This window comes from Nocardia macrotermitis (assembly GCF_009604405.1).
GTDB lineage: Bacteria > Actinomycetota > Actinomycetes > Mycobacteriales > Mycobacteriaceae > Nocardia > Nocardia macrotermitis.
The window spans coordinates 161,189-185,000 of the sequence record NZ_WEGK01000005.1 but is presented as its reverse complement, the minus strand read 5'-3'; the positions used below and the strand labels follow the sequence as shown (position 1 = coordinate 185,000).

Annotated in this window: 23 protein-coding genes and 1 tRNA gene; 9 read left to right on the top strand and 15 right to left on the bottom strand. The window is 65.6% G+C overall.

The features are described 5' to 3' along the window. Positions 1-90: 90 nt before the first annotated feature. The 5 genes from mfd to NRB20_RS13675 form a co-directional block, all read right to left on the bottom strand. Entirely contained in the window at positions 91-3,777 is a 3,687-nt protein-coding gene (mfd, locus tag NRB20_RS13695) for a transcription-repair coupling factor (RefSeq protein ID WP_153410495.1), read from the bottom strand. Positions 3,778-3,867: 90 nt separating this feature from the next. Continuing rightward, on the bottom strand, positions 3,868-4,131 hold the full coding sequence (locus NRB20_RS13690) for a Txe/YoeB family addiction module toxin (RefSeq protein ID WP_319944863.1): 264 nt from the start codon (positions 4,129-4,131) through the stop codon (positions 3,868-3,870). Next, positions 4,128-4,400, bottom strand: coding sequence for a type II toxin-antitoxin system Phd/YefM family antitoxin (locus tag NRB20_RS13685; protein WP_153410494.1), 273 nt, complete (start codon positions 4,398-4,400; stop codon positions 4,128-4,130). The genes NRB20_RS13690 and NRB20_RS13685 overlap by 4 nt, the downstream gene beginning before the upstream one ends. 90 nt (positions 4,401-4,490) lie before the next feature. After that, positions 4,491-5,138 (bottom strand): TetR/AcrR family transcriptional regulator, encoded by a 648-nt coding sequence (locus NRB20_RS13680; RefSeq protein ID WP_153410493.1) that lies wholly within the window; start codon positions 5,136-5,138, stop codon positions 4,491-4,493. A 220-nt stretch (positions 5,139-5,358) separates the two neighbouring features. Then, on the bottom strand, positions 5,359-5,994 hold the full coding sequence (locus NRB20_RS13675) for a TetR/AcrR family transcriptional regulator (protein ID WP_194289838.1): 636 nt from the start codon (positions 5,992-5,994) through the stop codon (positions 5,359-5,361). 522 nt (positions 5,995-6,516) lie between these two features. Between NRB20_RS13675 and NRB20_RS13670 the strand changes: the two genes are divergently transcribed. The 6 genes from NRB20_RS13670 to NRB20_RS13645 all read left to right on the top strand — a co-directional run bounded on the left by NRB20_RS13670 (position 6,517) and on the right by NRB20_RS13645 (position 11,009). After that, positions 6,517-6,587 (top strand) — tRNA-Gln (locus NRB20_RS13670). A gap of 110 nt (positions 6,588-6,697) precedes the next feature. Next, entirely contained in the window at positions 6,698-8,188 is a 1,491-nt protein-coding gene (glmU, locus tag NRB20_RS13665) for a bifunctional UDP-N-acetylglucosamine diphosphorylase/glucosamine-1-phosphate N-acetyltransferase GlmU (protein ID WP_153410491.1), read from the top strand. Continuing rightward, positions 8,185-9,165 (top strand): ribose-phosphate diphosphokinase, encoded by a 981-nt coding sequence (locus NRB20_RS13660; protein WP_319944862.1) that lies wholly within the window; start codon positions 8,185-8,187, stop codon positions 9,163-9,165. The genes glmU and NRB20_RS13660 overlap by 4 nt, the downstream gene beginning before the upstream one ends. A gap of 413 nt (positions 9,166-9,578) precedes the next feature. Further along, on the top strand, positions 9,579-9,899 hold the full coding sequence (locus tag NRB20_RS13655; RefSeq protein ID WP_319944861.1) for a hypothetical protein: 321 nt from the start codon (positions 9,579-9,581) through the stop codon (positions 9,897-9,899). Positions 9,900-9,977: 78 nt separating this feature from the next. Continuing rightward, on the top strand, positions 9,978-10,367 hold the full coding sequence (locus NRB20_RS13650) for a hypothetical protein (RefSeq protein ID WP_153410490.1): 390 nt from the start codon (positions 9,978-9,980) through the stop codon (positions 10,365-10,367). 9 nt (positions 10,368-10,376) lie between these two features. Next, positions 10,377-11,009 carry a DUF2461 domain-containing protein gene (locus tag NRB20_RS13645; RefSeq protein ID WP_153410489.1) on the top strand — a complete coding sequence of 211 codons (633 nt, stop codon included), beginning with the start codon at positions 10,377-10,379 and terminating at the stop codon, positions 11,007-11,009. A 19-nt stretch (positions 11,010-11,028) separates the two neighbouring features. On the opposite strand, the gene NRB20_RS13640 is transcribed toward NRB20_RS13645, so the two are convergent. From NRB20_RS13640 to NRB20_RS13620, 5 genes are read right to left on the bottom strand one after another with little or no spacing between them, the layout of a single operon-like run. Further along, positions 11,029-11,892, bottom strand: a complete 864-nt coding sequence (locus NRB20_RS13640) for an ABC transporter permease (protein ID WP_153410488.1) — start codon at positions 11,890-11,892, stop codon at positions 11,029-11,031. 29 nt (positions 11,893-11,921) lie between these two features. Further along, positions 11,922-12,947, bottom strand: coding sequence for an ABC transporter substrate-binding protein (locus NRB20_RS13635; protein WP_153410487.1), 1,026 nt, complete (start codon positions 12,945-12,947; stop codon positions 11,922-11,924). A gap of 5 nt (positions 12,948-12,952) precedes the next feature. Then, the gene (locus NRB20_RS13630) at positions 12,953-13,831 is read right to left on the bottom strand and encodes a hypothetical protein (protein WP_153410486.1); all 879 of its coding nucleotides are present in this window, start codon (positions 13,829-13,831) and stop codon (positions 12,953-12,955) included. A gap of 36 nt (positions 13,832-13,867) precedes the next feature. After that, positions 13,868-15,079 (bottom strand): DUF3500 domain-containing protein, encoded by a 1,212-nt coding sequence (locus tag NRB20_RS13625; RefSeq protein ID WP_194289837.1) that lies wholly within the window; start codon positions 15,077-15,079, stop codon positions 13,868-13,870. Positions 15,080-15,116: 37 nt separating this feature from the next. Continuing rightward, positions 15,117-15,923, bottom strand: coding sequence for an ABC transporter ATP-binding protein (locus tag NRB20_RS13620; RefSeq protein WP_153410484.1), 807 nt, complete (start codon positions 15,921-15,923; stop codon positions 15,117-15,119). Between the two features lie 447 nt (positions 15,924-16,370). Between NRB20_RS13620 and NRB20_RS13615 the strand changes: the two genes are divergently transcribed. Next, positions 16,371-17,066 carry a hypothetical protein gene (locus tag NRB20_RS13615; protein ID WP_153410483.1) on the top strand — a complete coding sequence of 232 codons (696 nt, stop codon included), beginning with the start codon at positions 16,371-16,373 and terminating at the stop codon, positions 17,064-17,066. Between the two features lie 123 nt (positions 17,067-17,189). Continuing rightward, positions 17,190-18,314: a Nickel transporter NicT gene (locus tag NRB20_RS13610; RefSeq protein ID WP_227833484.1), complete on the top strand. Its 1,125-nt coding sequence runs from the start codon at positions 17,190-17,192 to the stop codon at positions 18,312-18,314. 8 nt (positions 18,315-18,322) lie between these two features. On the opposite strand, the gene NRB20_RS13605 is transcribed toward NRB20_RS13610, so the two are convergent. The 4 genes from NRB20_RS13605 to NRB20_RS13590 form a co-directional block, all read right to left on the bottom strand. After that, the gene (locus NRB20_RS13605; RefSeq protein WP_153410482.1) at positions 18,323-19,033 is read right to left on the bottom strand and encodes a GntR family transcriptional regulator; all 711 of its coding nucleotides are present in this window, start codon (positions 19,031-19,033) and stop codon (positions 18,323-18,325) included. Between the two features lie 221 nt (positions 19,034-19,254). Then, positions 19,255-20,274 carry an ABC transporter substrate-binding protein gene (locus NRB20_RS13600; protein ID WP_153410766.1) on the bottom strand — a complete coding sequence of 340 codons (1,020 nt, stop codon included), beginning with the start codon at positions 20,272-20,274 and terminating at the stop codon, positions 19,255-19,257. A 2-nt stretch (positions 20,275-20,276) separates the two neighbouring features. Then, positions 20,277-21,071 carry an amidohydrolase family protein gene (locus NRB20_RS13595; protein WP_153410481.1) on the bottom strand — a complete coding sequence of 265 codons (795 nt, stop codon included), beginning with the start codon at positions 21,069-21,071 and terminating at the stop codon, positions 20,277-20,279. A gap of 108 nt (positions 21,072-21,179) precedes the next feature. Continuing rightward, positions 21,180-21,449 (bottom strand): hypothetical protein, encoded by a 270-nt coding sequence (locus tag NRB20_RS13590; RefSeq protein ID WP_153410480.1) that lies wholly within the window; start codon positions 21,447-21,449, stop codon positions 21,180-21,182. A gap of 156 nt (positions 21,450-21,605) precedes the next feature. On the opposite strand from NRB20_RS13590, the gene NRB20_RS13585 reads away from it, so the two are divergent. Further along, complete coding sequence (locus NRB20_RS13585) at positions 21,606-22,757, top strand: RNA-guided endonuclease InsQ/TnpB family protein (RefSeq protein WP_153410479.1); 1,152 nt, start codon at positions 21,606-21,608, stop codon at positions 22,755-22,757. On the opposite strand, the gene NRB20_RS13580 is transcribed toward NRB20_RS13585, so the two are convergent. Further along, positions 22,693-23,616, bottom strand: coding sequence for an ABC transporter substrate-binding protein (locus NRB20_RS13580; RefSeq protein ID WP_194289836.1), 924 nt, complete (start codon positions 23,614-23,616; stop codon positions 22,693-22,695). The genes NRB20_RS13585 and NRB20_RS13580 overlap by 65 nt on opposite strands. Positions 23,617-23,812: the final 196 nt, after the last annotated feature.

Here is a 23,812-nt window from a genome sequence, read left to right as displayed (position 1 = left end):
CCCGACCTCCATCTCCACACCCCGGCACATGACCGTCACCGAATCATCGTTCCGCGCACACGAACACCCACGCAGCCCGAGCACACCGGCTCATCGCGCGACCGACACTTCCGTGGCAACGCTCAGATCGACTGTGCCCTGGGGCTTTCCGTCCAACGCGAGCAGCATGTCGGCGATGAACTGGAGCAGTTGCACATCACGCACGCGGGCCGCCCCGACGCTGTCCTGCACCCGAGGCAGCGCCAGTTGCACGATGCCGGTGGTCGGGCGGTAGGTGGCCGTCGGGTAGAGACGCTTGAGGCGCAACTGTTTCGAGTCGGGCAGCTGCATCGGCGAGATCTTGAGGGTGGTCCCGGTGACGCCGACCTCGGTGAGCCCGTACTCCCGGCACAGCAACCGCAGTCGGGCCACCGACACCAGCCGCCCGACCTCCACCGGCAGCGGCCCGTACCGGTCGACGAGCTCCTCCACCACCGTCGCCAACGCCGCATCATCCTGTGCCGCAGCGAGTTTGCGATAACCCTCGAGCCGCAGCCGGTCGCTGGCGATGTAGTCGGGCGGGATGTGCGCGTCCACCGGCAGATCGATGCGCACCTCCTTGACCTCCTCGTCGGTGACGATCGGCCGCCCGTCCGCGGCCGCGCGATACGCCTCCACGGCCTCGCCGACCAGTCGCACATACAGATCGAAACCGACCCCGGCGACATGCCCGGACTGCTCCGCGCCGAGAACGTTTCCGGCGCCGCGGATTTCGAGATCCTTCATCGCCACGGCCATACCCGCGCCCAGATCCGAATTCTGCGAAATGGTGGCCAGCCGGTCGTAGGCGGTCTCGGTGAGCGGCTTCTCCGGCGGATACAGGAAGTACGCGTAGCCGCGCTCGCGACTGCGCCCGACCCGGCCGCGCAACTGGTGCAGCTGCGAAAGACCCAGTGTGTCAGCGCGTTCCACGATCAACGTATTGGCATTGGAGATGTCCAGGCCGGTCTCGATGATGGTGGTGCACACCAGCACATCGGTCTCCCGCTCCCAGAACCCCTGCACGGTCCGCTCCAGCGTGTCCTCATTCATCTGACCGTGCGCGATCGCCACCCGCGCCTCGGGCACCAGATCGCGAATCCGCTTGGCCGCCTTGTCGATCGAGGACACCCGGTTGTGCACGTAGAACACCTGACCGTCGCGCAGCAGTTCGCGGCGGATGGCGGCGGCGACCTGTTTGTCGTTGTAGCCGCCGACGTAGGTCAGGATCGGATGACGCTCCTCGGGCGGGGTCAGAATGGTCGACATCTCGCGGATCCCGGCCAGGCTCATCTCCAGGGTGCGCGGAATCGGCGTCGCGGACATGGTCAGCATGTCCACGTGCGTGCGCAACGCCTTGATGTGCTCCTTGTGCTCGACGCCGAAACGCTGTTCCTCGTCGATGACGACCAGGCCCAGATCCTTCCACCGCACCCCGGTCTGCAACAGCCGGTGCGTGCCGACGACGATGTCGACGTCACCGGTTGTCATGCCCTCCAGCACTTCTCGCGATTCGGCCGGATCGGTGAAGCGGGACAGGCCCTTCACGGTGATCGGGAATCCCGCGACGCGCTCGGCGAAGGTTTGCAGATGTTGTTGCGCCAGTAGCGTTGTCGGCACCAGCACCGCGACCTGCTTACCGTCCTGCACCGCCTTGAACGCCGCCCGCACCGCGATCTCGGTCTTGCCGTAACCGACGTCGCCGCAGATCACCCGGTCCATCGGGACGGCCTTCTCCATATCGGCCTTGACCTCGGCGATGGCGGTGAGCTGATCGTGCGTCTCGGTGAACGCGAACGCGTCCTCCATCTCCTGCTGCCACGGGCTGTCCGGGGCGAAGGCGTGTCCGGGAGCGGCTTGGCGCGCCGCGTACAGCTGCACCAGTTCGGTCGCGATCTCGCGAACGGCCTTGCGCGCCTTGCGTTTCGTATTCGACCAGTCCGAACCGCCGAGTTTGGACAGGCTCGGCAGCTCACCGCCGACGTAGCGCGAGAGCTGATCCAGCGAATCCATCGGCACGAACAGCCGGTCGCCGGGCTGACCACGTTTGCTCGGCGCGTACTCGATGACCAGGTACTCCCGGCGCGCGCCGCCGATGGTGCGTTCGATCATCTCCACGAACCGGCCGATGCCGTGCTGATCGTGCACGACCATGTCGCCGGAGCTCAGCGCGAGCGGATCGACCTGGTTGCGGCGGCGCGCGGGCAGCTTCTTGCCCTCGCCGGGTGCGGTGACGCGGTTGCCGGTCAGATCCGATTCGGCGATGACGACGAGTTTCGCGTCGTCGAAGACCACGCCGTCGTGCAGCGAACCGCACAGCACCCCGACCAGTCCGCGCACCGGTTCGGCACCGGGCTCGAGTGTCGCCGCGGGCACCTCGGCATCGGCGAGACGTTCCAGAATGCGTTGTGCCGTACCGTGTCCCGCGACCACGATGACCGCGCGGCCGCCGGTGCTCACGTGCGCGCGCAGCGAGGCGAAGACGGTCGCGACGAGTTCGTCCGAACCACGCGCGGCCGGTGCGGACAGCACCGGCAGCACGACCTCCGCCGGATCGCCCGAGGCCAGCGGACTCAGTGTCCACCAGGGCAATTCGCGGGCGTCGGCGTCGGCGTGGATGACGTCCAGGCCGCGATAGGCCGAGGCCGCCAGGTCCAGGCCGTGCGCGCCCAGCGGGGCCGTGGCGCCGAACGAGGCCGCGGTCCAGGAGGCTTCCAGGAATTCCTGACCGGTGCGCACCAGATCGGCGGCGCGGGTGCGGATCTTCTCCGGATCACACAGCAGCACATGGGTTCCGGCGGGCAGCACGTCGGTGAGCAACTGCAAACCCTGCGGCCGCAGCACCGGCAGCAGCGCCTCCATACCCTCCACGGCGACGCCCTGGGCCAGTTTGTCCAGCATCTCCACCAGGGCGGCGTCGGCGGCGTTGTCCGCGGCCACCTCGGCCGCGCGGGCGCGCAGCTCCGCAGTCAGCAGCAGCTCGCGACACGGTTGCGCCACAACGACTTCCACCGCGACATCGGTCAGCGAACGCTGATCGGCCACCGAGAACGGCCGCAGCTCGCTGACCTCCTCACCCCAGAACTCCACGCGCACAGGGTGATCCGCGGTCGGCGGGAAGATGTCCAGAATGCCGCCGCGCACCGCGAACTCGCCGCGCTTGCCGACCATGTCGACCCGCTCGTACGCGAATTCGACCAGCCGAGCGGCCAATTCGTCCAATTCGAACTCCGCGCCGACCCGCAGCACGACCGGTTCGATATCCCCCAGCCCCGAGGCCATCGGCTGCATCAGCGACCGCACCGTGGTCACCACGATCCGCAACGGCTCGACATAGGGATCGTCGGGATGCGCCAGCCGCCGCAGCACCTGCAACCGCCGCCCGACGGTGTCGGCGCTGGGCGAGAGCCGCTCGTGCGGCAACGTCTCCCACGACGGGAACAACGCCACGCCCGCCCCCGCGATCTCCGCCAACTCGACGGTCAGATCATCGGCCTCCCGCCCCGTCGCCGTGACCACCACCAGCGACCGCTCCCCCGGCAGCACCGATGTGGCGTCCGCGGGTCCCTCCGTGGCTACGCAAGCTGCCGCCTCCGGGCCTGCCACTCCCGCCAACGTGGCCGCCACGAACGGCCGCACCGCCGAAGGCGCGACCAACTCCACCGGCGACCGCCCGATCAACCCCCTGACCTGGGCAAGCGCGGTATCGGCACCGGCCACCGCGGCCAGTCCCGCAAGAGGTGGGCGTTGGCTGGACATGAACAGACTCCTGGCGCGAATAGGCATAAGACGGCGGCCAACCGAGTCTAAACACCACCCCCGACAACCCCTCGCCCAGTCCCCGCCGACTCAGTCGTTGTAGTGATACCGCGCCTTCATGATCTTGACTTCCTTGTCGTCAGCCCGGTACACGAGGCGATGCTCATCATCGATGCGCCGCGACCAATAGCCCGACAACTCCCCCTTCAACGGTTCAGGCTTGCCGATCCCGCTGAATGGTTCTCGCTGGATCTCACCGATCAGGCGCGTAATGCGTTTGGCCATCTTGCGATCCGCACCGAGCCAGAACAGAAAGTCCTCCCACGCAACGGGATCGAAGTGGATGCTCCTCACACGTCACCCGCCAGTGATTCCAGTTCATCCATCGTCTTGACCACCTCGCTCGTCCCGGCGCGGTCACGAGCGACGGCCTCCATCAGCCGTCGCGCATTGGCCGGAGAACGAAGCAGATAGATGGTCTCCTGCCACGAGTCGTAGTCCTCCGCAGACATGAGTATCGCGTCGCCACCCTTCGAGCTGATTCGAACCGGCACGTGATCATCATTGACCTGTTGAATCAGCGGAAAGAAGCGTGAACGAGCCTCGCTGGCACTGATCGTCATCGCGACAACTCCTTAGCCTGGAACTAGAGATATCGTACCATCCAGGTACAACTTTCCAGTACCACTCAGGCCATCGGCTGATTACTCGTCCTACGGCACGTAGCGGCGCAAGCGCCGGGCGGCGAACTCGCGGAAGTAGGCGAGCTTCTCCTCCGGGACGATCGAGGGCAGCAGGAAGTACCAGAGACGCTCCATGCGGACGGCCATCTGGTCGATCGAGTCGGTGCCGACGGCGGTGATGTGCACGCCCGCGGTCATCTCCTGCAGGAGCATGCCGATCGTGTCGGGGTCCAGGTCGGGCTTCAGATCGCCTTGGGACACAGCGCGTTCGGCGAGCAGGCGGTGGGTTTCGCCCCAGGTCTTGGCGATGTTGTCGCCGCTGGCGCCGCGGTAGTCGCCGATCTGGTGGGTCAGCTTGAGCATCGCGCCGACCATCGGGTCGTTCATGGTGAGATCCGCGACCACGTAGGTGATTCCGATGGATGCCTCGAGGGCGGGCACCCGCGGATCGAAGAAGCCCTGACACGCGCTGACCAACCGCTCGTTGCCCTGGTCGACCACGGCGCGCGCGAGCTCCTCCTTGGAGCCGAAGTGGAAGTACAACGCGCCCTTGGTGACATTGGACTGCGCGATGATCTCGCTCAGGCTCGCGTTCGCGTAGCCCAGGCGCAGAAAGACATCGGCCGCGCCCGCAAGGACGGAATCGCGCGTGATCTCCGCGCGCGCTTGCCTAGCCATCAGATCCGCCTGTCCTCAATCCAGCCATCCCGAAGTAGACCGACATCCCGAAGTTGACCGACATCACAGCTCGAACAGCACTTGAAGGATGGGTGAACCGTACCATCCGACCGGCCCGCGCCAGTGGAATCGAGCATTCAGACCAGCCTCCGTCGCTATTTTTGGGTTAACTGTCCAGTTCCACCCCCAATTACGCCCCATCCCGATGCCCCGGCGCGAATTAGGGTGTTGCGCCACCGGAGGATTCGGGAATCCCGCGCGGCCATTCCGAGGCCAGTTGCGGATCGGCCTCGAGGTGGGTCAGACCGTTCCAGCAGAGATTGACCAGATGCGCCGCGACCACCTCCTTGGAGGGTTCGCGCGCGTCCAGCCACCAGGTCGCGGCCGTGGCGACCATACCCACCAGTGCCTGCGCGTAGAGCGTGGCGAGGCTGGTGTCGAAGCCGCGTCGCCCGAAATCCCCGGCCAGGATGTGCGCCACCTGGTTGACCGCCTCGTTCAGCAGGCTGGAGTAGGTGCCCTCGGCTGCGGCGGCGGGTTGATCGCGCATCAGAATGCGGAATCCGTCGGAGCGTTCCTCGATATAGGTGAGCAACGCCAGTGCCACCTGCTCGAGTCGCACCCGGGAGCGGTTGCGGGTCAGCGAGGAGGTGACCATGTTCAGCAGTGAGGACATCTCCCGGTCCACCACCACCGCGTACAGGCCCTCTTTACCGCCGAAATGTTCGTAGACAACGGGTTTGGAGACCTGCGCGCGCTGCGCGATCTCCTCGATCGAGGTCGCGTCGTACCCCCGTTCGGCGAACAGCGACCGCCCGATTTCGATCAACTGTTGCCGCCGTTGGGTTCCGGTCATGCGTGCGCGTCCCACCCGGTTCGAATCACCCGAGGTCATCCCCGACCACCTCCCTGCGCATCCGTCCAACTTGCCGAGAACTCTTCCAGACCGCCCCGCCGCACTTTCGCGTACCCTGTCGCGCGCACTGTTCCGGACCACATCCGCGGCCCCGTTTTCCGGTGTGATTTCCCCATTCCCGCCCCTCCCGCAACGCTCCGGCCACCGCAGAACCACCGGTAACTCAGCGACGATTCCCGGCACCGATCACCGCCCGGCACCGACCGTCGGACTCCCCGGCCGCTCCCCCGCGCGATGCCGGCGCACCAACCGATTTCACACGTACCCGGGCAACTTCCGAAGGACCCCCAAAAGTTTTTCCGCACCCCGCCGACGACCCGAAACGCAGGTTTCGTGGCTCCCGACGGCACGCTGAAATTCCGGAGAGGCGGTACTGACTGGCAGTGGACACCCCCCTCGTGCGAGGATCTACGCGCATGCCGTGGCGCAGCGGCGGGTTCGCGAGATCCGCCGGTGTGACAATCCGCCGTAGTGTAATGGCAGCACCACTGATTTTGGTTCAGTTAGTTCAGGTTCGAGTCCTGGCGGCGGAGCTCGGGAGCGCGGTGACTATGGTGGGCCGCGCCCGACTCACCACAGTGCGATACCGATGAGACATCCGATACTGACGACGACACCTGACGCCGCCAGCCGAGGGAGATCCATGCCACAGCAGACCGCCGTCGTTGTTCTCGCCGCCGGAGCCGGAACTCGAATGCGGTCCAAGACTCCCAAGGTGCTGCACTCGATGGCCGGCCGCAGCATGCTCGCGCACGCGCTGCACGCCGCCGACGAGATCGACCCGACCTACCTCGTCGCCGTCATCGGCCACGATCGCGAACAGGTCGGCGCGGCGGTGAATGCCGTTGCGGCGGAACTGGATCGGGAGATCGTCCCGGCCGTTCAAGAACAGCAGCTGGGCACCGGGCACGCCGTGCAGTGCGCCCTGGGTTCGCTGCCCGCGGACTTCACCGGCGATCTGCTGGTCACCTCCGCGGACGTGCCGCTGCTGGACGGGCACACCCTCTCCGCGCTGCTGGACGAACATCGCAGCTACCCCGAACGTTCCGCGGTCACCGTGCTGACCTTCGAACCCGACGACCCGAACGGCTACGGCCGCATCGTGCGCGACGAGCGGGGCCGGGTGCTGGAGATCGTCGAACACGCCGACGCCACCCCCGAACAGGCCGCGCTCACCGAGGTCAACTCGGGCGTGTACGTCTTCGACGCGACCGTGCTGCGGGTCATGATCGGCCGGTTGACCACCGCCAACGCACAGCACGAGCTGTACCTGACCGATGTGCTGAAACTCGCGCGCGAGGCCGGGCATCCGGTGCACGGCGCGCGGCTGATCGACGCGAACAAGGTCACCGGCGTCAACGACCGGGTGCAGATGGCCGCGGCGGCGCGCACGCTGAACCGCTACATCCTGGAGCGGCACATGCGCGCCGGGGTCACCGTCATCGATCCGGCCAGTACCTGGGTGGACGCGAGCGTGCGGATCGGCCGCGACGCGGTGCTGCGGCCCGGGGTGCAGCTGATGGGCAACACCGTCATCGGCGAGGACGCCGAGGTCGGTCCGGACAGCACGCTCACCGACGTGATCGTCGGCGACGGCGCGCGCGTGGTGCGCACCCACGGCGAGGGCGCGACCATCGGGGCCACGGCCACCATCGGCCCCTTCGCCTACCTGCGGCCCGGCACCATCGTCGGCGGCTCCGGCAAGCTCGGAGCATTCGTGGAGACCAAGAACGCCTCGATCGGCGCGCACACCAAGGTGCCGCATCTGACCTACGTCGGCGACGCCACGATCGGCGAATACAGCAACATCGGCGCGTCCAGCGTGTTCGTCAACTACGACGGCGTGCACAAGCACCACACCACGATCGGCTCGCACGTCCGGACCGGCAGCGACACCATGTTCATCGCGCCGGTCACGGTGGGTGACGGGGCGTATACGGCGGCGGGTACTGTGCTGCGTAGCAACGTTCCGCCCGGCGCGCTGGCCGTCTCGGGCGGTGCGCAGCGCAATATCGAGGGTTGGGTGCAGCGGAAACGTCCAGGGACCGCGTCAGCACAGGCCGCGGCCGAGGCACTCGAGGCCGCAGACACAGCGAGTCAAGCAACCGAGCAAAAGGATGGCAACACAGAGTGACCGCGTTCTCGACCGATAACCAGAAGAACCTGATGCTGTTCTCGGGGCGCGCTCACCCCGAGTTGGCCGAGCAGGTCGCGAAGGAGCTGGACGTCTCCATCACTCCGCAAACGGCGCGCGACTTCGCCAACGGCGAGATCTTCGTCCGGTACGAGGAATCCGTGCGTGGCTCGGATGCCTTTGTGCTGCAAAGCTTTCCGGCTCCGTTGAACGAGTGGTTGATGGAGCACCTAATCATGATCGACGCGCTCAAGCGCGGGTCGGCCAAGCGGATCACCTCGGTGCTGCCCTTCTACCCGTACGCCCGGCAGGACAAGAAGCACCGCGGCCGCGAGCCCATCTCCGCGCGCCTGGTCGCCGACATGCTCAAGACCGCGGGCGCGGACCGGATCATCACCGTCGACCTGCACACCGACCAGATCCAGGGCTTCTTCGACGGGCCGGTGGACCACATGCACGCGCTGGTGCAGCTCTCGGAGTACGTGCGGACGCACTACTCGACCGATAACGTCACCGTGGTCTCCCCCGACGCGGGCCGCGTGAAGGTCGCCGAGAAGTGGGCCGATTCGCTCAGCGGCGCGCCGGTCGCGTTCATCCACAAGACCCGTGATCCGTTGGTGCCCAACCAGGTCAAGTCGCATCGCCCGGTCGGTGACGTCGAGGGCCGCACCTGCATCCTGATCGACGACATGATCGACACCGGTGGCACCATCGCCGAGGCCGTGCGCGTGCTGCGTGAGGCCGGCGCCGGCGACGTCGTCATCGCGGCCACCCACGGCGTGCTCTCGCACCCGGCCGCCGAGCGGCTGTCGTCCTGTGGTGCGAAGGAAGTGATCGTCACCAACACGCTGCCGATCACCGAGGACAAGAAGTTCCCGTCGCTGACAGTGCTGTCCATCGCGCCGCTGCTGGCCCGCACCATTCGTGAGGTTTTCGAGAACGGGTCGGTGACCGGCCTGTTCAACGGCAACGCTTGAGGCTGTATTTTTGGCCTCCGCTTCGCTCCGGCGGGTTTTCGGCGCCCGTGTGGCTCGTCGTTCACCCCTCGAGACTCGGCCTCCGGCCATGCGCTTCGAGGGCTGAACGACGAGCCGCGCCGAAAACCCTTGGAGTGCGCTTACTGAGCCTTTCGCTTCGCGGGCGATTTCCAGCGGGACGGAGACGATTCGCCGCTGGGCACGTCACGAGGGGGTTGGTGGAGCGTTGCATCTCACGGTTCGTGGGGGGCTCGCCTGCGGCATCGGGGGATAGGGGAATAGTTGTCTTCTGGGCGGTCTTGGTGTCCGCACTTCGGTAACGCTGGTGGTTTGTGCATTCTCTCTTCGCTGGATCGGCGGTAGGTTGGGGCTGATCGGCAACGGCGCGGTTGTGGTGGAGAGGTGGTGATGTTGTGACCACGGCATCGGGATCGGACGAAGAGCGGGATCCGCTGGTGGACGAGGTGCTGGACATCGACGAGGCCGAACCGGATCTCGATTACGACCTCGGGGATGACGAGCAGGCCGACGAGGTTCGGGAGTATGAGCGGTATATCAGTGATCCGCCGGGGGATCTGGTGATCGGGTATCACGAGGATGGGGGGCGGTTGGGGATTTCCCGGGATCTGGAGCAGTCGTGGACTCGGCGGCGGCATCGGGACGAGGAGCGGGCCGAGGATGATCGGCCGGCGGAGCTCGCCGCGATGGAGGTCGTGGACGAACCGGGCGACTGAGCCGATCGCCGCGCGCGGAACGCGTCGGCGTGGTACCCCTACGGTGCAGGCTTTTCACCGATAGCGAGGGGATGCGGCGTGGGACCGGAATCCGACAATCCCGACGCCAGTTGGCAGTATCCGGGGGGCCATCGACCCGAGCGGCCGGGCTCGCCCGCGGACGACGCCGCCGGAAGCTGGCGGTGTCCGGGGCCGGATCCCGTTCCGCCGCAGGATGATCCGCCCTCCTCGCCGCTGCATCCGGTGGCGGGGTTGTTTTCCGCGATCGCGTTCGTCTGCGCGGGGCTCGCGCTGCTGTCGTGTCTGTGGCTGCTCGGGCCGATCGGGGTGATCCTGGGCGTGGTGGGGCATGTGCGGGGCGAACGGCTCGGTAGGTGGGCCGCGGTGACCTCGGTGGCGGCGACGGTGTTGAGTCTGGCCGTCTACCATTTCGCCCCGCGGGATCTGACCCTGGACGGGCCGCGCTAGGTTGGGACGATGAGCCGTTTCATCGGGTTCCCGCTGGCTGGACTCGACTTCTACGAGGATCTGGAAGCCGACAATTCGAAGGCGTTCTGGACCGCACACAAAGACGTCTACGATTCCGCTATCCGCGAGCCGATGACGGCGCTGGTGGCCCAGTTGGAAGACGATTTCGGCCCGGCCAAGATCTTCCGCCCCTACCGCGATGTGCGATTCTCGAAGGACAAGACGCCGTACAAGAATCACCAGGGCGCGGTGGCGCACGTGGCGCCGGGCGCGGGTTGGTACGTACAGATCGGGGCCGCAGGGCTTTTCGTCGCGGGCGGACTGTATTCGGCCTCCCCCGAACAACTTTCGCGACTGCGCGCCACCATCGACGACGAGGTCCGCGGGAGCGAACTGGAAACGATCCTGGCCGCCGCGACCGCCGCCGGATTCACCGTCGGCGGCGACCGGCTCAAGACCCGGCCCAAGGGTTATCCGGCCGACCACCCGCGCATCGACCTGCTGCGGCATCGGTCGCTGGTGGTCAGCCGGGAGTTCGGCGCACCCAACTGGCTGGAAACGCCACGTGCCGCAAAACATATCCGCGGATCCTGGGAGACGATGCGCCCGGTCGTGGAATGGCTTGCGGCCGTGGTCGGTTGAGTGCTGCGGGAGTTTCCGCTCAGCTACGTTGCGCGGGACGCCGCACACCCAGGCCGAGACGTCTGAGCGCGTACGCGTCGAGTTGACCGAGGAATCCGTTCAGGATCAAGGTCATCACCACCAGGATGATCAGCCCGGCGAATTCCCCGGCGGCATCCAGCGCCATCGCGGAATTGAACAATTCGTGCCCGACCCCCTTCGACGAGGCGATGAATTCCCCGCCGATGACACCCAGAATGGCCAGCGGGCCACCCGCCTTGAGCGCCGCGAAGAACGGTGACGCCAACGTCGGAATGGTCACGTAGAACAGCGTGTGACGACCGCGCCCGCCCATCATCTGAATTCCCTGCACGAGTTCACGATCGATCTGCCGCAGGCCCAGATAGATGTTGTAGAACATCACGAACGCCACCCCCATGGCCGCGATCGTGATCTTGGACCAGGCCCCGATGCCGAAGAACAGCATGAACAGCGGGGCGAGCGCGATCTTGGGAATTCCGTTGATCGCGGCCATCAGCGGTTCCAGCACCCGGCCCGCGGTGGTGAAGGTGCCCAGCAGCAACCCGAGCACGGCGCCCAGGGCGATACCCAGCCCGAAACCGACCACCACCTCGAAAGTCGTTGCCCAGATATCGATCCAGCCCGCCGCGGAGCCCAGCACCTTCCACAGTGACGTCGCCACCTCGGTCGGTTTGCTGATCGCGTAATCCGGGATCAGCGGCCCGCTCACCAGCTGCCAGACGGCCAGGAAGGCGACGATCACGAGAATGCGCAGGGCGATGATCGCGGCATTGCTCAGCCCGGTGCTCTTCACCTTCTTCCGCGCCGGGGCCGCGGTCGCGACCTTTCCGGTCTGCTGTTCGATATTCTCCGCGGTTACCATTTCGGTTCCTTCCGGGTCCACCCTGAACGTCAGTGCGGCAGATATTCGTTGGTCCAGTGGGCGTGGGTGAGCTTGGTGCCCTTGGGCAGCGCACCCTCGGCATTGAGGAATGCCATGGTGGTCTTCCAGCCGGAATCGTTCATGGACGTGCTCTGGGGCCAATCCACCTGCCGCAGACTGCGCAGCAACACCGCGTCCGGGATGCCCGTCAATGTCTGCTTCGCGATATTCAGCGATTCGTCCTCGTGGCCGCGCATGTATTTCGTGGCCTGCTCGATCGCACCGACGAATTTCCGGGTGATATCGGTGTGCGACTGCACGTAACTCTGCCGGGCCACCACGATCTGGCCGTATCCGGTCTGCGGAATCGACCATGCCGGAACGGTTTCCGGCGTCGCGACGACCACACCGTCACCGGCCGCCTGCACCGCCAGCGGAATCGGCTCCGAGGTGACGAACCAGTCGATCTGATTGTTGTTGAGTGCGGCCTTGTCCGCGGCCGGGCTCGGCAGCATCACCCAGCGCGGGCTGGTGGGCGAAACACCGTAGGCGCGCAGGAAGATTCCGGCCTGGCCCTTGGTGGTGGACGAACTCGCGCCGCCGGTGGAACCGATCAGCGCCTTGGCCACCGTCGCGGGCGGGGTCTGCTCGGTGAGGTGGTGCGCCTGGGCGAATCTCTTGCTGACGATCAGGCCGATCGGATTGCCGACCGCGTTCATCGAGACCCCGATCTCGGGGATCTTGCGGCCGACGGCGGTCAGGAAGCCGGTCGGGCTGTCGTTGTAGAACTGCACCGAATCCGATTCCAGCGCAGCAGAACCGATCGAGGCGGTGAGCGAGACGAAATCGACCTTCAGGCCCGCGGCCCGGAAGAAGCCTTTGGCGTCGGCCACATGCAGCTGGGTGTCGAAGATACTGCCGCCGACGCCGATGGAGATCTTCGTGAGCCCGTCGGCGTCGTCCGAACCGCACGCGGTCACCAGCGTCGCACCGAGCAGCGCGATCGCCGCGAGCACGCCGATCCGAATGCGCCTGGGTACCAATGAATTACGCATCCGAATCAGCCACCGAGACGCGCGGGTGATACGCCGAGGGCGTCACACGACTGGGAGACCAGCTCGTCGAAGTCGACCCGCCGGGGCAGCACTTGCTGTTCGAACGCGAAGTCCGCGGCTGCGGAGATCGGCCCGCGCAGCGCCTCGAAGCCCGCCGAATCACGTTGCGCCGCACCGGATGCCGAGCTTTCCTCGACGGCGTCGCGCATGCCGTCGTAGATCGCGCAGATCGACGCCGAATTGACCCGTGCCGCAGCGACACTCACGCCCATCACGTGATTGACCGGAGCGAAACCCTTGTCCGCCGCCCATTGTGCGGCGACATCGAGCGCGTCGGGCACGACGGTGCGAATGCGATCGTCCTTCGGCAGTTCGTTACCCATGATCCCGAAATCGAGACGGCCGTCGAGGAAGTCCTGCTGCAATTTCTCCCCCGCCGGTGCGCGGCTCACCCATTCCGGATCGGTGTATTCGTCGACGTGCCCGCCCTCGTACACGATCCAGTTCACCTTGCGCAGGTCGACGCCGTACTGCTGGGACAGGAATCCGCGCATCCACACCCCGGTGGTCTGGCTCCAGGACCGGATGCCGACGCTACGGCCCTCGATATCCCCGACCGTCAGCTCCCCGCACGTCACCAGGGTCTGGTGCTGGAACCGGGTCAATGTGGTGATCGGCAGCAGCACAACGGGTTTGCGGTAGGCGACCGCCTGCAACAGCGTCACGATGGCCAATTCACAGACCTCGGGCGAACCGCCGTTGAGGAATCCGCGCGACGCCTTGTGCACCGGTTTCACCGCGAGCCGCTCCAGCGGTGCACCGGCCGCAGCGGCCGCCTTCTCCGCCGCGGCCGCGAGATCGTCACGGCCCGTTACCAATTTCATTGTTCCTCCACGTGGATAAGTCTGGGAATGCGCGTTTCAGGCGTGTGGGCCGTGCGTGTGCGAATGCGAATGTCCGTGCGGCGCATGGTCGTGCGGCTCGTGCCCGTCGGGGCCGTGCCGATGCCGCTCGTGATGCTGCCGCAGCAGGTCGACGCCGTAGTCGTTGCCGTTGGGCGTACGCACGATGGTGTGGATGTGCCGCCGCGTCGGGGTGTCGTTGTCGAACATCACCCCGGCCATGTGCTCGAATTCGACGAGGATCACCGGACTGTGGATGCGGTAGTAGAAGACCCCGTTCGCATCACCGGCCCAGGCGAAATGCGTGTCCGATTCGCGGGCCAGCACCTCGTCCATTCGCACCGCGGCGTGTCCGTCGTTGGCCCGATTGATGTACAGCCCCAACAGATCCCGCGCGATCACATGTTGTTCGGCGGTCAACTCCCCGAACGGCAGACCCGAATAGTTCAGCTCGAAATTGTCCCGGAACGCGCCGACGAACAGTTCCGGCGGCAGGTCCTCGGCAATGGTCGCGGCCTTGCGCTGCTGCTCGTCCAGGCTGGCGAACAGATTCCGGCCGACGACCTCCTCGCGCCCGAAAGCGCGTGTGCCCGCGTACTTTCCGGACTCCGCGAGCACCGGTTCGGCCCCGAGGAAACTCGGCGTGAGCACCATCTGATCGCCGACGAAGACGCAGTTGACATTGACGTGATGCCCGTCGAGTTGCCAGCCCCACGGACCGCCCTTCTCCGGCTCCCCGTAAATGCTGAACCAGTACAGCCATTCGTTCAGCAGATCGACCTCGTCACGCATCTCGCCGATCGTGAGATTCAGGTGCATCAGGTCGATGACCTGTGCGTATCCGGCCGCACTGAGGCTGCGGCGCAGGATCTCCAGCACCAGATCGCGGGTGGTCTCGTCGAGTTCCTCCAGGCACACCCCGTGCCGCAGGAAATAGCGAGCGCCATTGTTCCAGTGCCGCCAGGACACATCACGCATGGTGAAACGCCCCTCGGCCAATTGTTCCGGCGTGAGCGCGGCGAGATAATCCTGTGCCGCGCGCCGGGGGCGTTCGACGTCGACGCCGGTGCTGCGCAGCGGGAACAATCCGGGCACCACGCCATCCGAAGTGCCAAGTCCGCGAAAGGGTTCCGCGGCCGCGCGCCGACGCCATTCGACCTTCGCCAGCAGCTCCGGTGTCCACACCGTCGGCCGCCGCGTCGGCGCGGCTCCCCGATTACGCAGTCCCATTGATTCTCCTTCGCGGCCCGCGCTCGGCGGACTTGATTTATCGGACGCCGGCATCGGCCGTATCCAGCTCGGCCTTGAACAGGCTCCACAGGTCGTTGTAGAGCTCGGCGAATTCGCTCGTCTCGAGCAGCGAACCGATGTGCCGGGGCCGTTCGAACGGAATCGGCAGCACCCGGCGGACCGTGCCCGGCCCGCTCGACATCACGATGACCTCGTCGGCCAGATAGATCGCCTCGTTCAGATCGTGGGTGACGAATACGAGCGTGCCGTTCTGCTCCTCCCACAGGTCCAGCAGATCCTGCTGGAGTTTGAGCCGGGTGATCGCGTCCAGCGGGCCGAACGGCTCGTCCATCAGCACGATCGAGGGGTCGTAGATCAACGCGCGCGCGATCGAGACGCGTTTCTGCATACCGCCGGACAGCTCGCGCGGGTAATGGTTCTCGAATCCGGTGAGTCCGACGAGCGAGACCCAGTGGGCGATGCGGTCCTCGCGTTCGCTCTTGGGCACGTTCCGGAATTTCAGCGCCAGCCCGATATTGGCTTTCACGCTCAGCCACGGCAGCAGATTGGCGCGCTGGGTGACGTAGGCGGCCGTGGAATTGACCGTCGTGACGGGTTCGCCGTCGAAGTAGACTCGCCCCCGGGTCGGGCGCAGCAGGCCCGAGGCGAGGTCCAGCACGGTGCTCTTACCGCAACCGCTGGGCCCGATCACCGCGATGAACTTTCGCTTGGTGACCTGGAAAGATACATCACGAATAGCGGGCCGGTGGCCCCCTGGGAACTCCAGGGTGACGTCCTCGAAGCGAAGCGCTTCCGCAGCTGGATCGCGCTGATCGGTCGACATCGGTGTCTCCTTGACGTGCACGCGGGTACTGGAAGCCCGCAGCCTCACAACTGGCGTCGAGTGCACCCTCCGGCGGGACGTCCCGGGCGCCGCCCGATCCACCGTCCCACACGGCCACTCATAGATTGTCTAACAATTTGTGACTCGAAACTAGCACGGCGAGATCTCCGCCACAAGCATCACAAGGTCATAGCCGATTGACCCTGACGAGTCGGCTATGAAAGCCCTTGCGCAACACAGTCTTGTATGACAATCTCATGTGACCTGCGACATACCCGACATCCCCACCGCTACGTGCGGATGCGGCGTCAGCGGCGGCGGAACCCGACGTCGCCATCTCCTCCGGCGGACTCGACCACCGAGCCGACCGTTCCTACCGGCGACCGTTCGTTCCGACCGGCGGAATCTCACGCATCGCAGGGAACCCAGAAGAGGAAGTGAACCCAGATGAGGAAAATCGCAACAGCATCGGTGCTGCTCGCGGCCGCGTTGAGCATCCCGGCCGGCACCGCGACCGCGACCACCGCACACAATGGCGCGGTCGATTTCACGGCCAGGGCCAGCGACAGTTCGACGATCATCAAGACCGACGCCGGTTCCATGGACGTCGCGAACGGCGTCTTCGAGATCAAGGCGGCCGACGGCACGGTCCTGGCCGGAACTCCGTTGAAGTTCCGCGTCGACGATTTCGAATTCCCGATCGCCGCGAACATCGCCGACCACACCGCCATGCTGACCCCGCAGTTCGACATGGGCCACGCGGTCTACAAGCCGGTCGATCTGCCCTACCAGAACACCGCGCCCTGGAAGACCCCGTACGACCGTGAGCAGGCGGCCTGGAACCGGATGAAGGACACCATCTCCACCGGCGCCACCATCGGCACCCTGACCGGCGGCCTGACCGGCGGGGCCGTGGGCTGCGTGCTCGGCGGTATCGCGGGGGCGACCGTGGCCGCGGCGACCATCGTCGGCCTGTTCGGCGCGTTCGTCCCGGCCGCGGTGATCGGTTGCATGGGCGGCATCATCGCGGTCGGCGCGCTGGGCACGCTCGCGGGTCAGCTGCTGGTGACCGCACCGGCGGCGATCGTGGCCGTGGCGCAGTACTTCAGCACGATCAACGCGCCGTTCACCCCGTCGAAGTAGAACCGTTCTCCCGCAACGGATTCCGCTGACGAGTCAGCCTCGGCCCGCCCGGTTCCGCACCGGGCGGGCTGTGGCCGTTGGTCGAGCGGCCTAGAATTCCCACTTCCCGGCAGAGGAGATCCCTTGGCGCACACCACCGACCGCCGCGCACCCTGGCACCGCACCGTCGCCGCCGCCCTGACCGGGCGGGAGTGGGCCTCGGTCGCCACGATGGCCGCGGTGGTACTGCTCCTGCACGTGCTGGGCTGGCTGACGTTGACCATGCTCGTCGCGCCGCGCCATTTCGCGTTGGGCACCAAGACATTCGGCATCGGTATCGGCCTGACCGCGTACACGCTGGGCATGCGGCACGCCTTCGACGCCGACCACATCTCCGCCATCGACAACACCACCCGCAGGCTGATGAACAACCGGCAACGCCCGCTGTCGGTCGGGTTCTACTTCTCCCTCGGCCACTCCAGCATCGTGTTCGGCCTGGCGCTGCTGCTCTCACTCGGGATGCGGTCGCTCGCCGGTTCGGTCGAGGACGACTCCTCGGCGCTGCACCGCTACACCGGCCTGATCGGCACCGGCGTCTCGGGCGGGTTCCTCTATCTGATCGCGGGGCTGAATCTCGTCGCGTTGCTCGGCATCGTGCGCGTCTTCCGGGACATGCGCACCGGCCGCTACGACGAACGCGAACTCGAGGACCGACTTGCCAAGCGCGGCTTCATGAATCGGCTGCTGAACGGACTGACCGGCGCGATCCGGAAACCGTGGCAGATGTATCCGGTCGGGCTGCTGTTCGGGCTGGGATTCGACACCGCCACCGAGATCGCGCTGCTGGTGCTGGCGGGCACGGGCGCTGCGGCCGGGCTGCCGTGGTACGCGATCCTTTGTCTGCCAATCCTTTTCGCCGCCGGGATGAGCCTGTTCGACACCATCGACGGCACGTTCATGAACTTCGCGTACAGCTGGGCCTTCGCCGAACCCGTGCGCAAGGTCTACTACAACATCGCGGTCACCGGACTGTCGGTCGCGGTCGCGCTGGTCATCGGCAGCGTCGAGTTGCTGGGCCTGCTCGCACAGCAACTCGGCTGGCAGGGCGGGTTCTGGGGGTGGATCGGCGGACTGGATCTCAATATCGTCGGGTTCGGGATCGTCGCGCTGTTCGTGCTGACGTGGGCGGTCTCGGCGTTGATCTGGCGCTTCGCCCGGATCGAGCAGAAGTGGTCCGCCCCAACGGATTACGCCACACCGTCAGACTGACGCCGCCCTCAGCAGTCGTGGCCGTGCGCCGACGACGTATCGTCCGGCACACTGAAATTCAACTGCAACGCGCGCCGCACCGCCGAGAGGTGATGCCGCATCGCCGCCGCGGCCGCCTCCGGATTGTGCGTGACGATGCAGGCCAGGATCGCCTCGTGCTCCTTGACCGAATCCAGACGCGGATTGGTCCGATCGGCATTGCTGTACTGCCGCAACACGAGTGGGTACAGCAGGCTGTCCACGAACCGGGTCAGGGTGGACTGCCGCGCGGTCTGCCGGATCTGCTCGTGGAAGCGGTGGTTCAACCGCACGTATTCGTCACGGCCGCCGGGCTTCTGGTGATCCCACATGCGCCGGCAGGTCTCGGTCATGGCCGCGATGTCCTCCTCGGTCGCGCGTTCGGCGGCCTTGGCGGCCAGCGCCGCCTCCAGCACCGCGCGCGTCTCCAGGATCTCCACGGCCTCGTCCACGGTGAACGAGCGGGTGCGGGCCCCGCGATTCACCTCGGTGGTGACGTAGCCCTCCTGCGCGAGCCGCGCGAGTACCGACCGTATCGTGCCGCGCGACACCCCGAGTTGCGCGGTGAGCTCCGATTCGGTGAGTCGGGAGTCCGGCGCGTAATGTCCGGACAGGATCAGCGTGCGCAGATCCTGATACGCCTGCGCGGTCCGGTTGGCGACCGAATCCGCCCCGGTCTCGTTACCCACAGCGATCACCATGGTGCAGTACCTTCCCCGCGGTTCGGGGACAACGCTCGCACTGCCATGTTGTTCAACAACACTGGAGCGTTGCCCTGCGATTGCTCGATCATCATCCAGTATGGGCCTGCCCAGCCGAATGCTTGTATTCAGCATTGTTGCACAATATGACGGCCCAACGCGAGCACGCAGCCGATCGGGTTCCCCGCGGTTTCCGGGTACCCGATCGGCTGCGTGCGTCGTTATTTCCGGGCCAGGGCCAGCGCCTCGGTCCGCAGCGACAGGTCGGTGTAGCTGTCGTAGGCCAGCACCTTGCGCTGACTGCCGCTCGCCACGTTCTGTCGCTGGATGAATTCGGCCTTGTTCTCGGGGAATTCGAGCGTCGGCGAGTAGGCCGCGTTCGTGCTCACGAACTGCCACTCCACCTCGCCCTCGGCCTGCGAGCCGCCCGCGCCCATATACGCCTTCACGTACGGATCCTTGGATTCGGGCGTGGTCAGGTAGGCGAAGAGCATGGCGTAGGCCGCCAGCACCTTCACCATCGCGGGGCGTTTGTCGGCGATCGCCTGGGTCGAGGCCACCGCGGCGTTGTTCATCCACAGCGGCAGTTCCTGGTTGACCGTGGCGATCATCCGGGTGTGCTGCTTCTTCGCCAGTACTTCGTTGCCGACCTGGCCGTACCCGCAGTCGACCTGACCGGCCAGCGCGGCCTTCAACGAATCCGCGCTGCTGCCGACATTGCGAAAGGTCGCGCTCTCCTTGGGAATTCCGTACTTGGCCAGCAGCGCGGCGAACACCGCGTACAGCTCCGACCCGACCGCGCCCACCCCCAGCGTCTTGCCGCGGAGGTCGCGCGCGGAGGTGATCTTCGGATCGCTGCTGAACAGGGCACTGGTGGAGACGACCTGGGTGCCGCCGACGACCTTGAGCCGCATACCCTTCTCGATACCGGGCAGGATGCCGATCAGCCCGCTGGTCATGGTCAGATCCGAGGAGCCCGACGCGACCGCGGCCAGCACCTGATTGCCGGAACTGACGTTGGAGATCTTCGCCTGCGCCCCGAGTTTCTCGAAATACTTTCCGTCGCTGAGCAATTGGTTCAGCGCGACGGCTGCGGTGGCGGAGGTGTTGATGATCCGGACGGTATTCGGATCGCTGCCGCAGGCCGCCAGCAGCCCGGCCGCGCCCACCCCGGCGGTGAGACCGAGGAAGCCGCGCCGCGACAGCCGTCCGAGCGGAACCTGCCTCGTTGCATGGTTCATCGCTATCTCCTTGTGCCGGAATAGATCCGGGCCGCGGTGCCGCCGAGGATCTCATCGCGCTGCACGGGGGCGAGTGCGGCGAGCGCGTTCTCGACGAAGCCGCGCAGTTCGGCGAGCGACCCCTGGGAGGCGGGGAAATTCGAACCCCACGCGATCCGCTCCGCGCCGAAACCCTCGACCAGCCGCGCGATCAGCTTGACCGGATCACCGTCCGGTTCGGCCGCGGCCCGGCGGATGGTGATCGGGGTGATCTTCAGGAACACGTTCGGGAACTCGGTCAGCTCGAACAACTCGCTCAGACCCGAATATGGCGGTCCCCCAGCGAGATTCGGCCGACCACCGTGATCGAGCGCGACCACCAGATCCGGATGCCGGCGCAATACCGACGCCAGGATCGGCGCGTGATGCGAATGCATCTGGATGCAGACCGGGATCCGCTCGGCCGCCAGCCGCGACCAGGCCGGTTCCAGCCGGGGATCGTCCAGGCTCGCGGCATTGGCGACCGGCGTCGTACCGTCGGCCGCGCGAACCCGCACCCCGGCGAATCCCCGCTCACCGATCCAGTACTCGATGCGTTCGAGGGCGTCGTCGGCGACCAGATCGATCGAACAGACCCCGATCAGCCGATCCCGGTGTGCACCAAGGGAATCCGCGACGTAGCTGTTGTCGAAACCGTACATCGTCGCCGCCTGCACCACGGCCGCCCGCTCGATCCCGGCCTCGTCGAGCGACCGCAGCAACTCATCGAGCGTGGCCGGACGTTCCGAGGACCAGGTGGATTGCTTGCCGTCCACCATGGATGCCGGATAGCGCTCAGCACCCCGGATTGTATGTGCGCGTGCAATTCGACCAGTCTTATCGTCACTTTCACCTCGATTCGTCACGCGACAGCGCGGCAATCTCCTTCAGCCAACGGGCCACACCTCGAGCAGCACGCCGATCCGCATCAAGATCAGCAACGGAGACATGGAGTCTGCCTGATAGACAGCAGTATGAGTCTGGATCCGACCGTCGAATCCGGATATGCCGGTGAAGAGTTCGGCAATCACACCGATCAGCGCGCGGCCGATCGAGATGTGGAGACCCCCCATGACGAACAGCACCGAACTCGACAGGATCGGTCTTGCGACCATCTGGTATGCCGAAGCCACGTACGCGCGGTAGACGTAGAGCACGTGCTGAACGACCTCACGCGCCTATGACGCGTTCAACAGCATCGAGAACAAGGTCAGCATGAACGCCTTGGTCGAGCGTGACCCGCCGTCCCTGGCAGAGAGGGCACGGGAAAGCGACTTATGGCACATGACAACCTTCTTCGATAGTATGTTCGAATGGACGAGGTGGTGCGATACACATACCGGCTTCGGCCCGGTCGCACCGCAGAGAAAGCGCTGCTGGCCGAATGGGGCCGCTGCCGATGGCTGTGGAATGAGGCGGTCCACCAGCAGCGATCGGGGCAGAAGCCAACGTTCGCGCGGTTGGGAAAGCTGCTGACTCGGGCGCGAGCGGCGATGCCGTGGCTACGGGAAGGTTCCAGGGTTGCCCAGCAGCAGATGCTACGCGAATACGCGCAGTCGTTGGATCTTTCTTTCAGGGTGAAAGAGCGACGCCGCCCGAAGGTGAAGTCCCGCAAGACATCCCTACCCTCGCTGGAGTACACGCGAAGTGGGTTCTCGCTTCGCAAGGGTCGTTTGATACTGCCGAAGGGCGTCACGATCCCAGTGGTTTGGTCGCGAGAGTTGCCATCCGAACCAACATCGGTCCGTGTCCGCCAGGACAGTCTGGGACATTGGTATGCCTCGTTCGTTGTACGACGCGAGATTACCGATTCTCCACAGGGTCAGGGTGGCATCGGGATCGATTGGGGTGTAACCACCACTGCGACCACCACCGACCCGACCTTCGATCTACCGCATCTCGGCCATCGCAGGCGTTGTGCCGCAGAGTTGGCGAAGGCGCAACGTGCAATGGCGCGACGTCATCGAAAAGGTCGCCCACAGTCTCGCGGTTATTCCGATGCCAAACGCCGAGTTGCTCGGTTAACGAAGAAAGCGGCCCGGCGAACCACCCACGACTCGCGCATGTGGGCCAAACATGTTGTTGACCAGCATAATCTGATCGCAATCGAGGACTTCAAACCGACTTTCCTGGCCAAGTCCACCATGGCCCGCAAAGCCGCTGACGCTGCGATCGGTACAGCCAAGCAGGAACTGATCAAACGTGCCAAGCGGTCCGGGCGGACGGTGGTGATGGTCCGGCCCGCATATACAACCATGACATGCAGCGCTTGCTTTGCGAGAACCAAGCAAAGACTGGAACTGCACGAGAGGGACTTCCGGTGCGACAGTTGCGGATTCGCAGACAGTCGAGACCGGAACGCTGCCAGAGTGATTCTGGCCGTGGCAGAACGGGGCCACGTCAGTGTTGAGGACGTAAGACGATCGAATCACCACCCCCAGGTGGATAGTCCGGTTGCAGTCTGAGCTGGAAATCTCCCACCTCAGGGGGGAGAGCCGCTAACAGATGTTGTTGTGCCGCATAGTCGATCGACAAGCGCAGCGCTTCTTGAATACTGTCGGTGAGACCGTGGCCGTAGCCGCGCGGGCCCGGTTCGGACCTCGCGGTGAAGGCGTCGATCTCTGCGGCGAATGCATCATAGACCGCACGCACAGCCTCTGGATCCTCGCGCAAGAGTTCGGTGCGCACGGTTAGAAGATGATTGATCGGGACGGTCCGATGCCGTTCATACCATGCCTTCTCGACCTGTTTATAGTCCTGAATCAGCGGTTCGAGCGGGGCACCGGCAGGCACTGCCTTCGGGCCCATCACTACCGCAGCGATATCACCCGAGCACACCAGATCGATCAGCGATTCGGAGGTCCGCTCGACATTGGCCGGTTCGACGTATTCCGCAACATGCGGCCCCTCGGTGGTCACCCAGGTGATGTCATCGGGGTCAATGCCATAGTCCTCGGCAAGCAGTCCACGCACCCACATCCCGGTGGTTTGTGTATAAGCTCGGACCCCAACTCGTTTGCCTGCCAAGTCCTTCGGGCTCTTGATCGGACCGCTAACCATCTGGCAGATCGACCGGTGATGAAAGTTCCCGTGCAGAGCTAGAGGCAACGCACTCAGCTCAATGCCCGCTTCCCGTGCTTGAAGATAGGTCACCAAGGCCAGTTCACAGAAGTCGAATTTCAGCTCCCGCACCATCGGCGCGAAGGCCCGGTGGATGGGTTCGATCTCCGGGAATTCGACCCGGCAGTTCTCCGGTGCACGCGCGCCGGACTTCACCGGTGTCGTGTACGGGTAGTCGCGAACCGCCGCTGTGTAGGTCTTCACTGTCCACCAACCTCCCATGCGTTTCGGGTGTGGCCCGGCCGTCGTCCGACTCGCGCCGCGCGGGGTGACCGCCGGGCCGTGAGGTGCGGATCCGATTCGAGGGGTAGCGAGGTCGAACCATCGCTCTCAACGCAGATTGTCTAACAAGATGTGAGATCAAGCTAACATCGTTGTGACATCGCGGCAAGTATCTTGC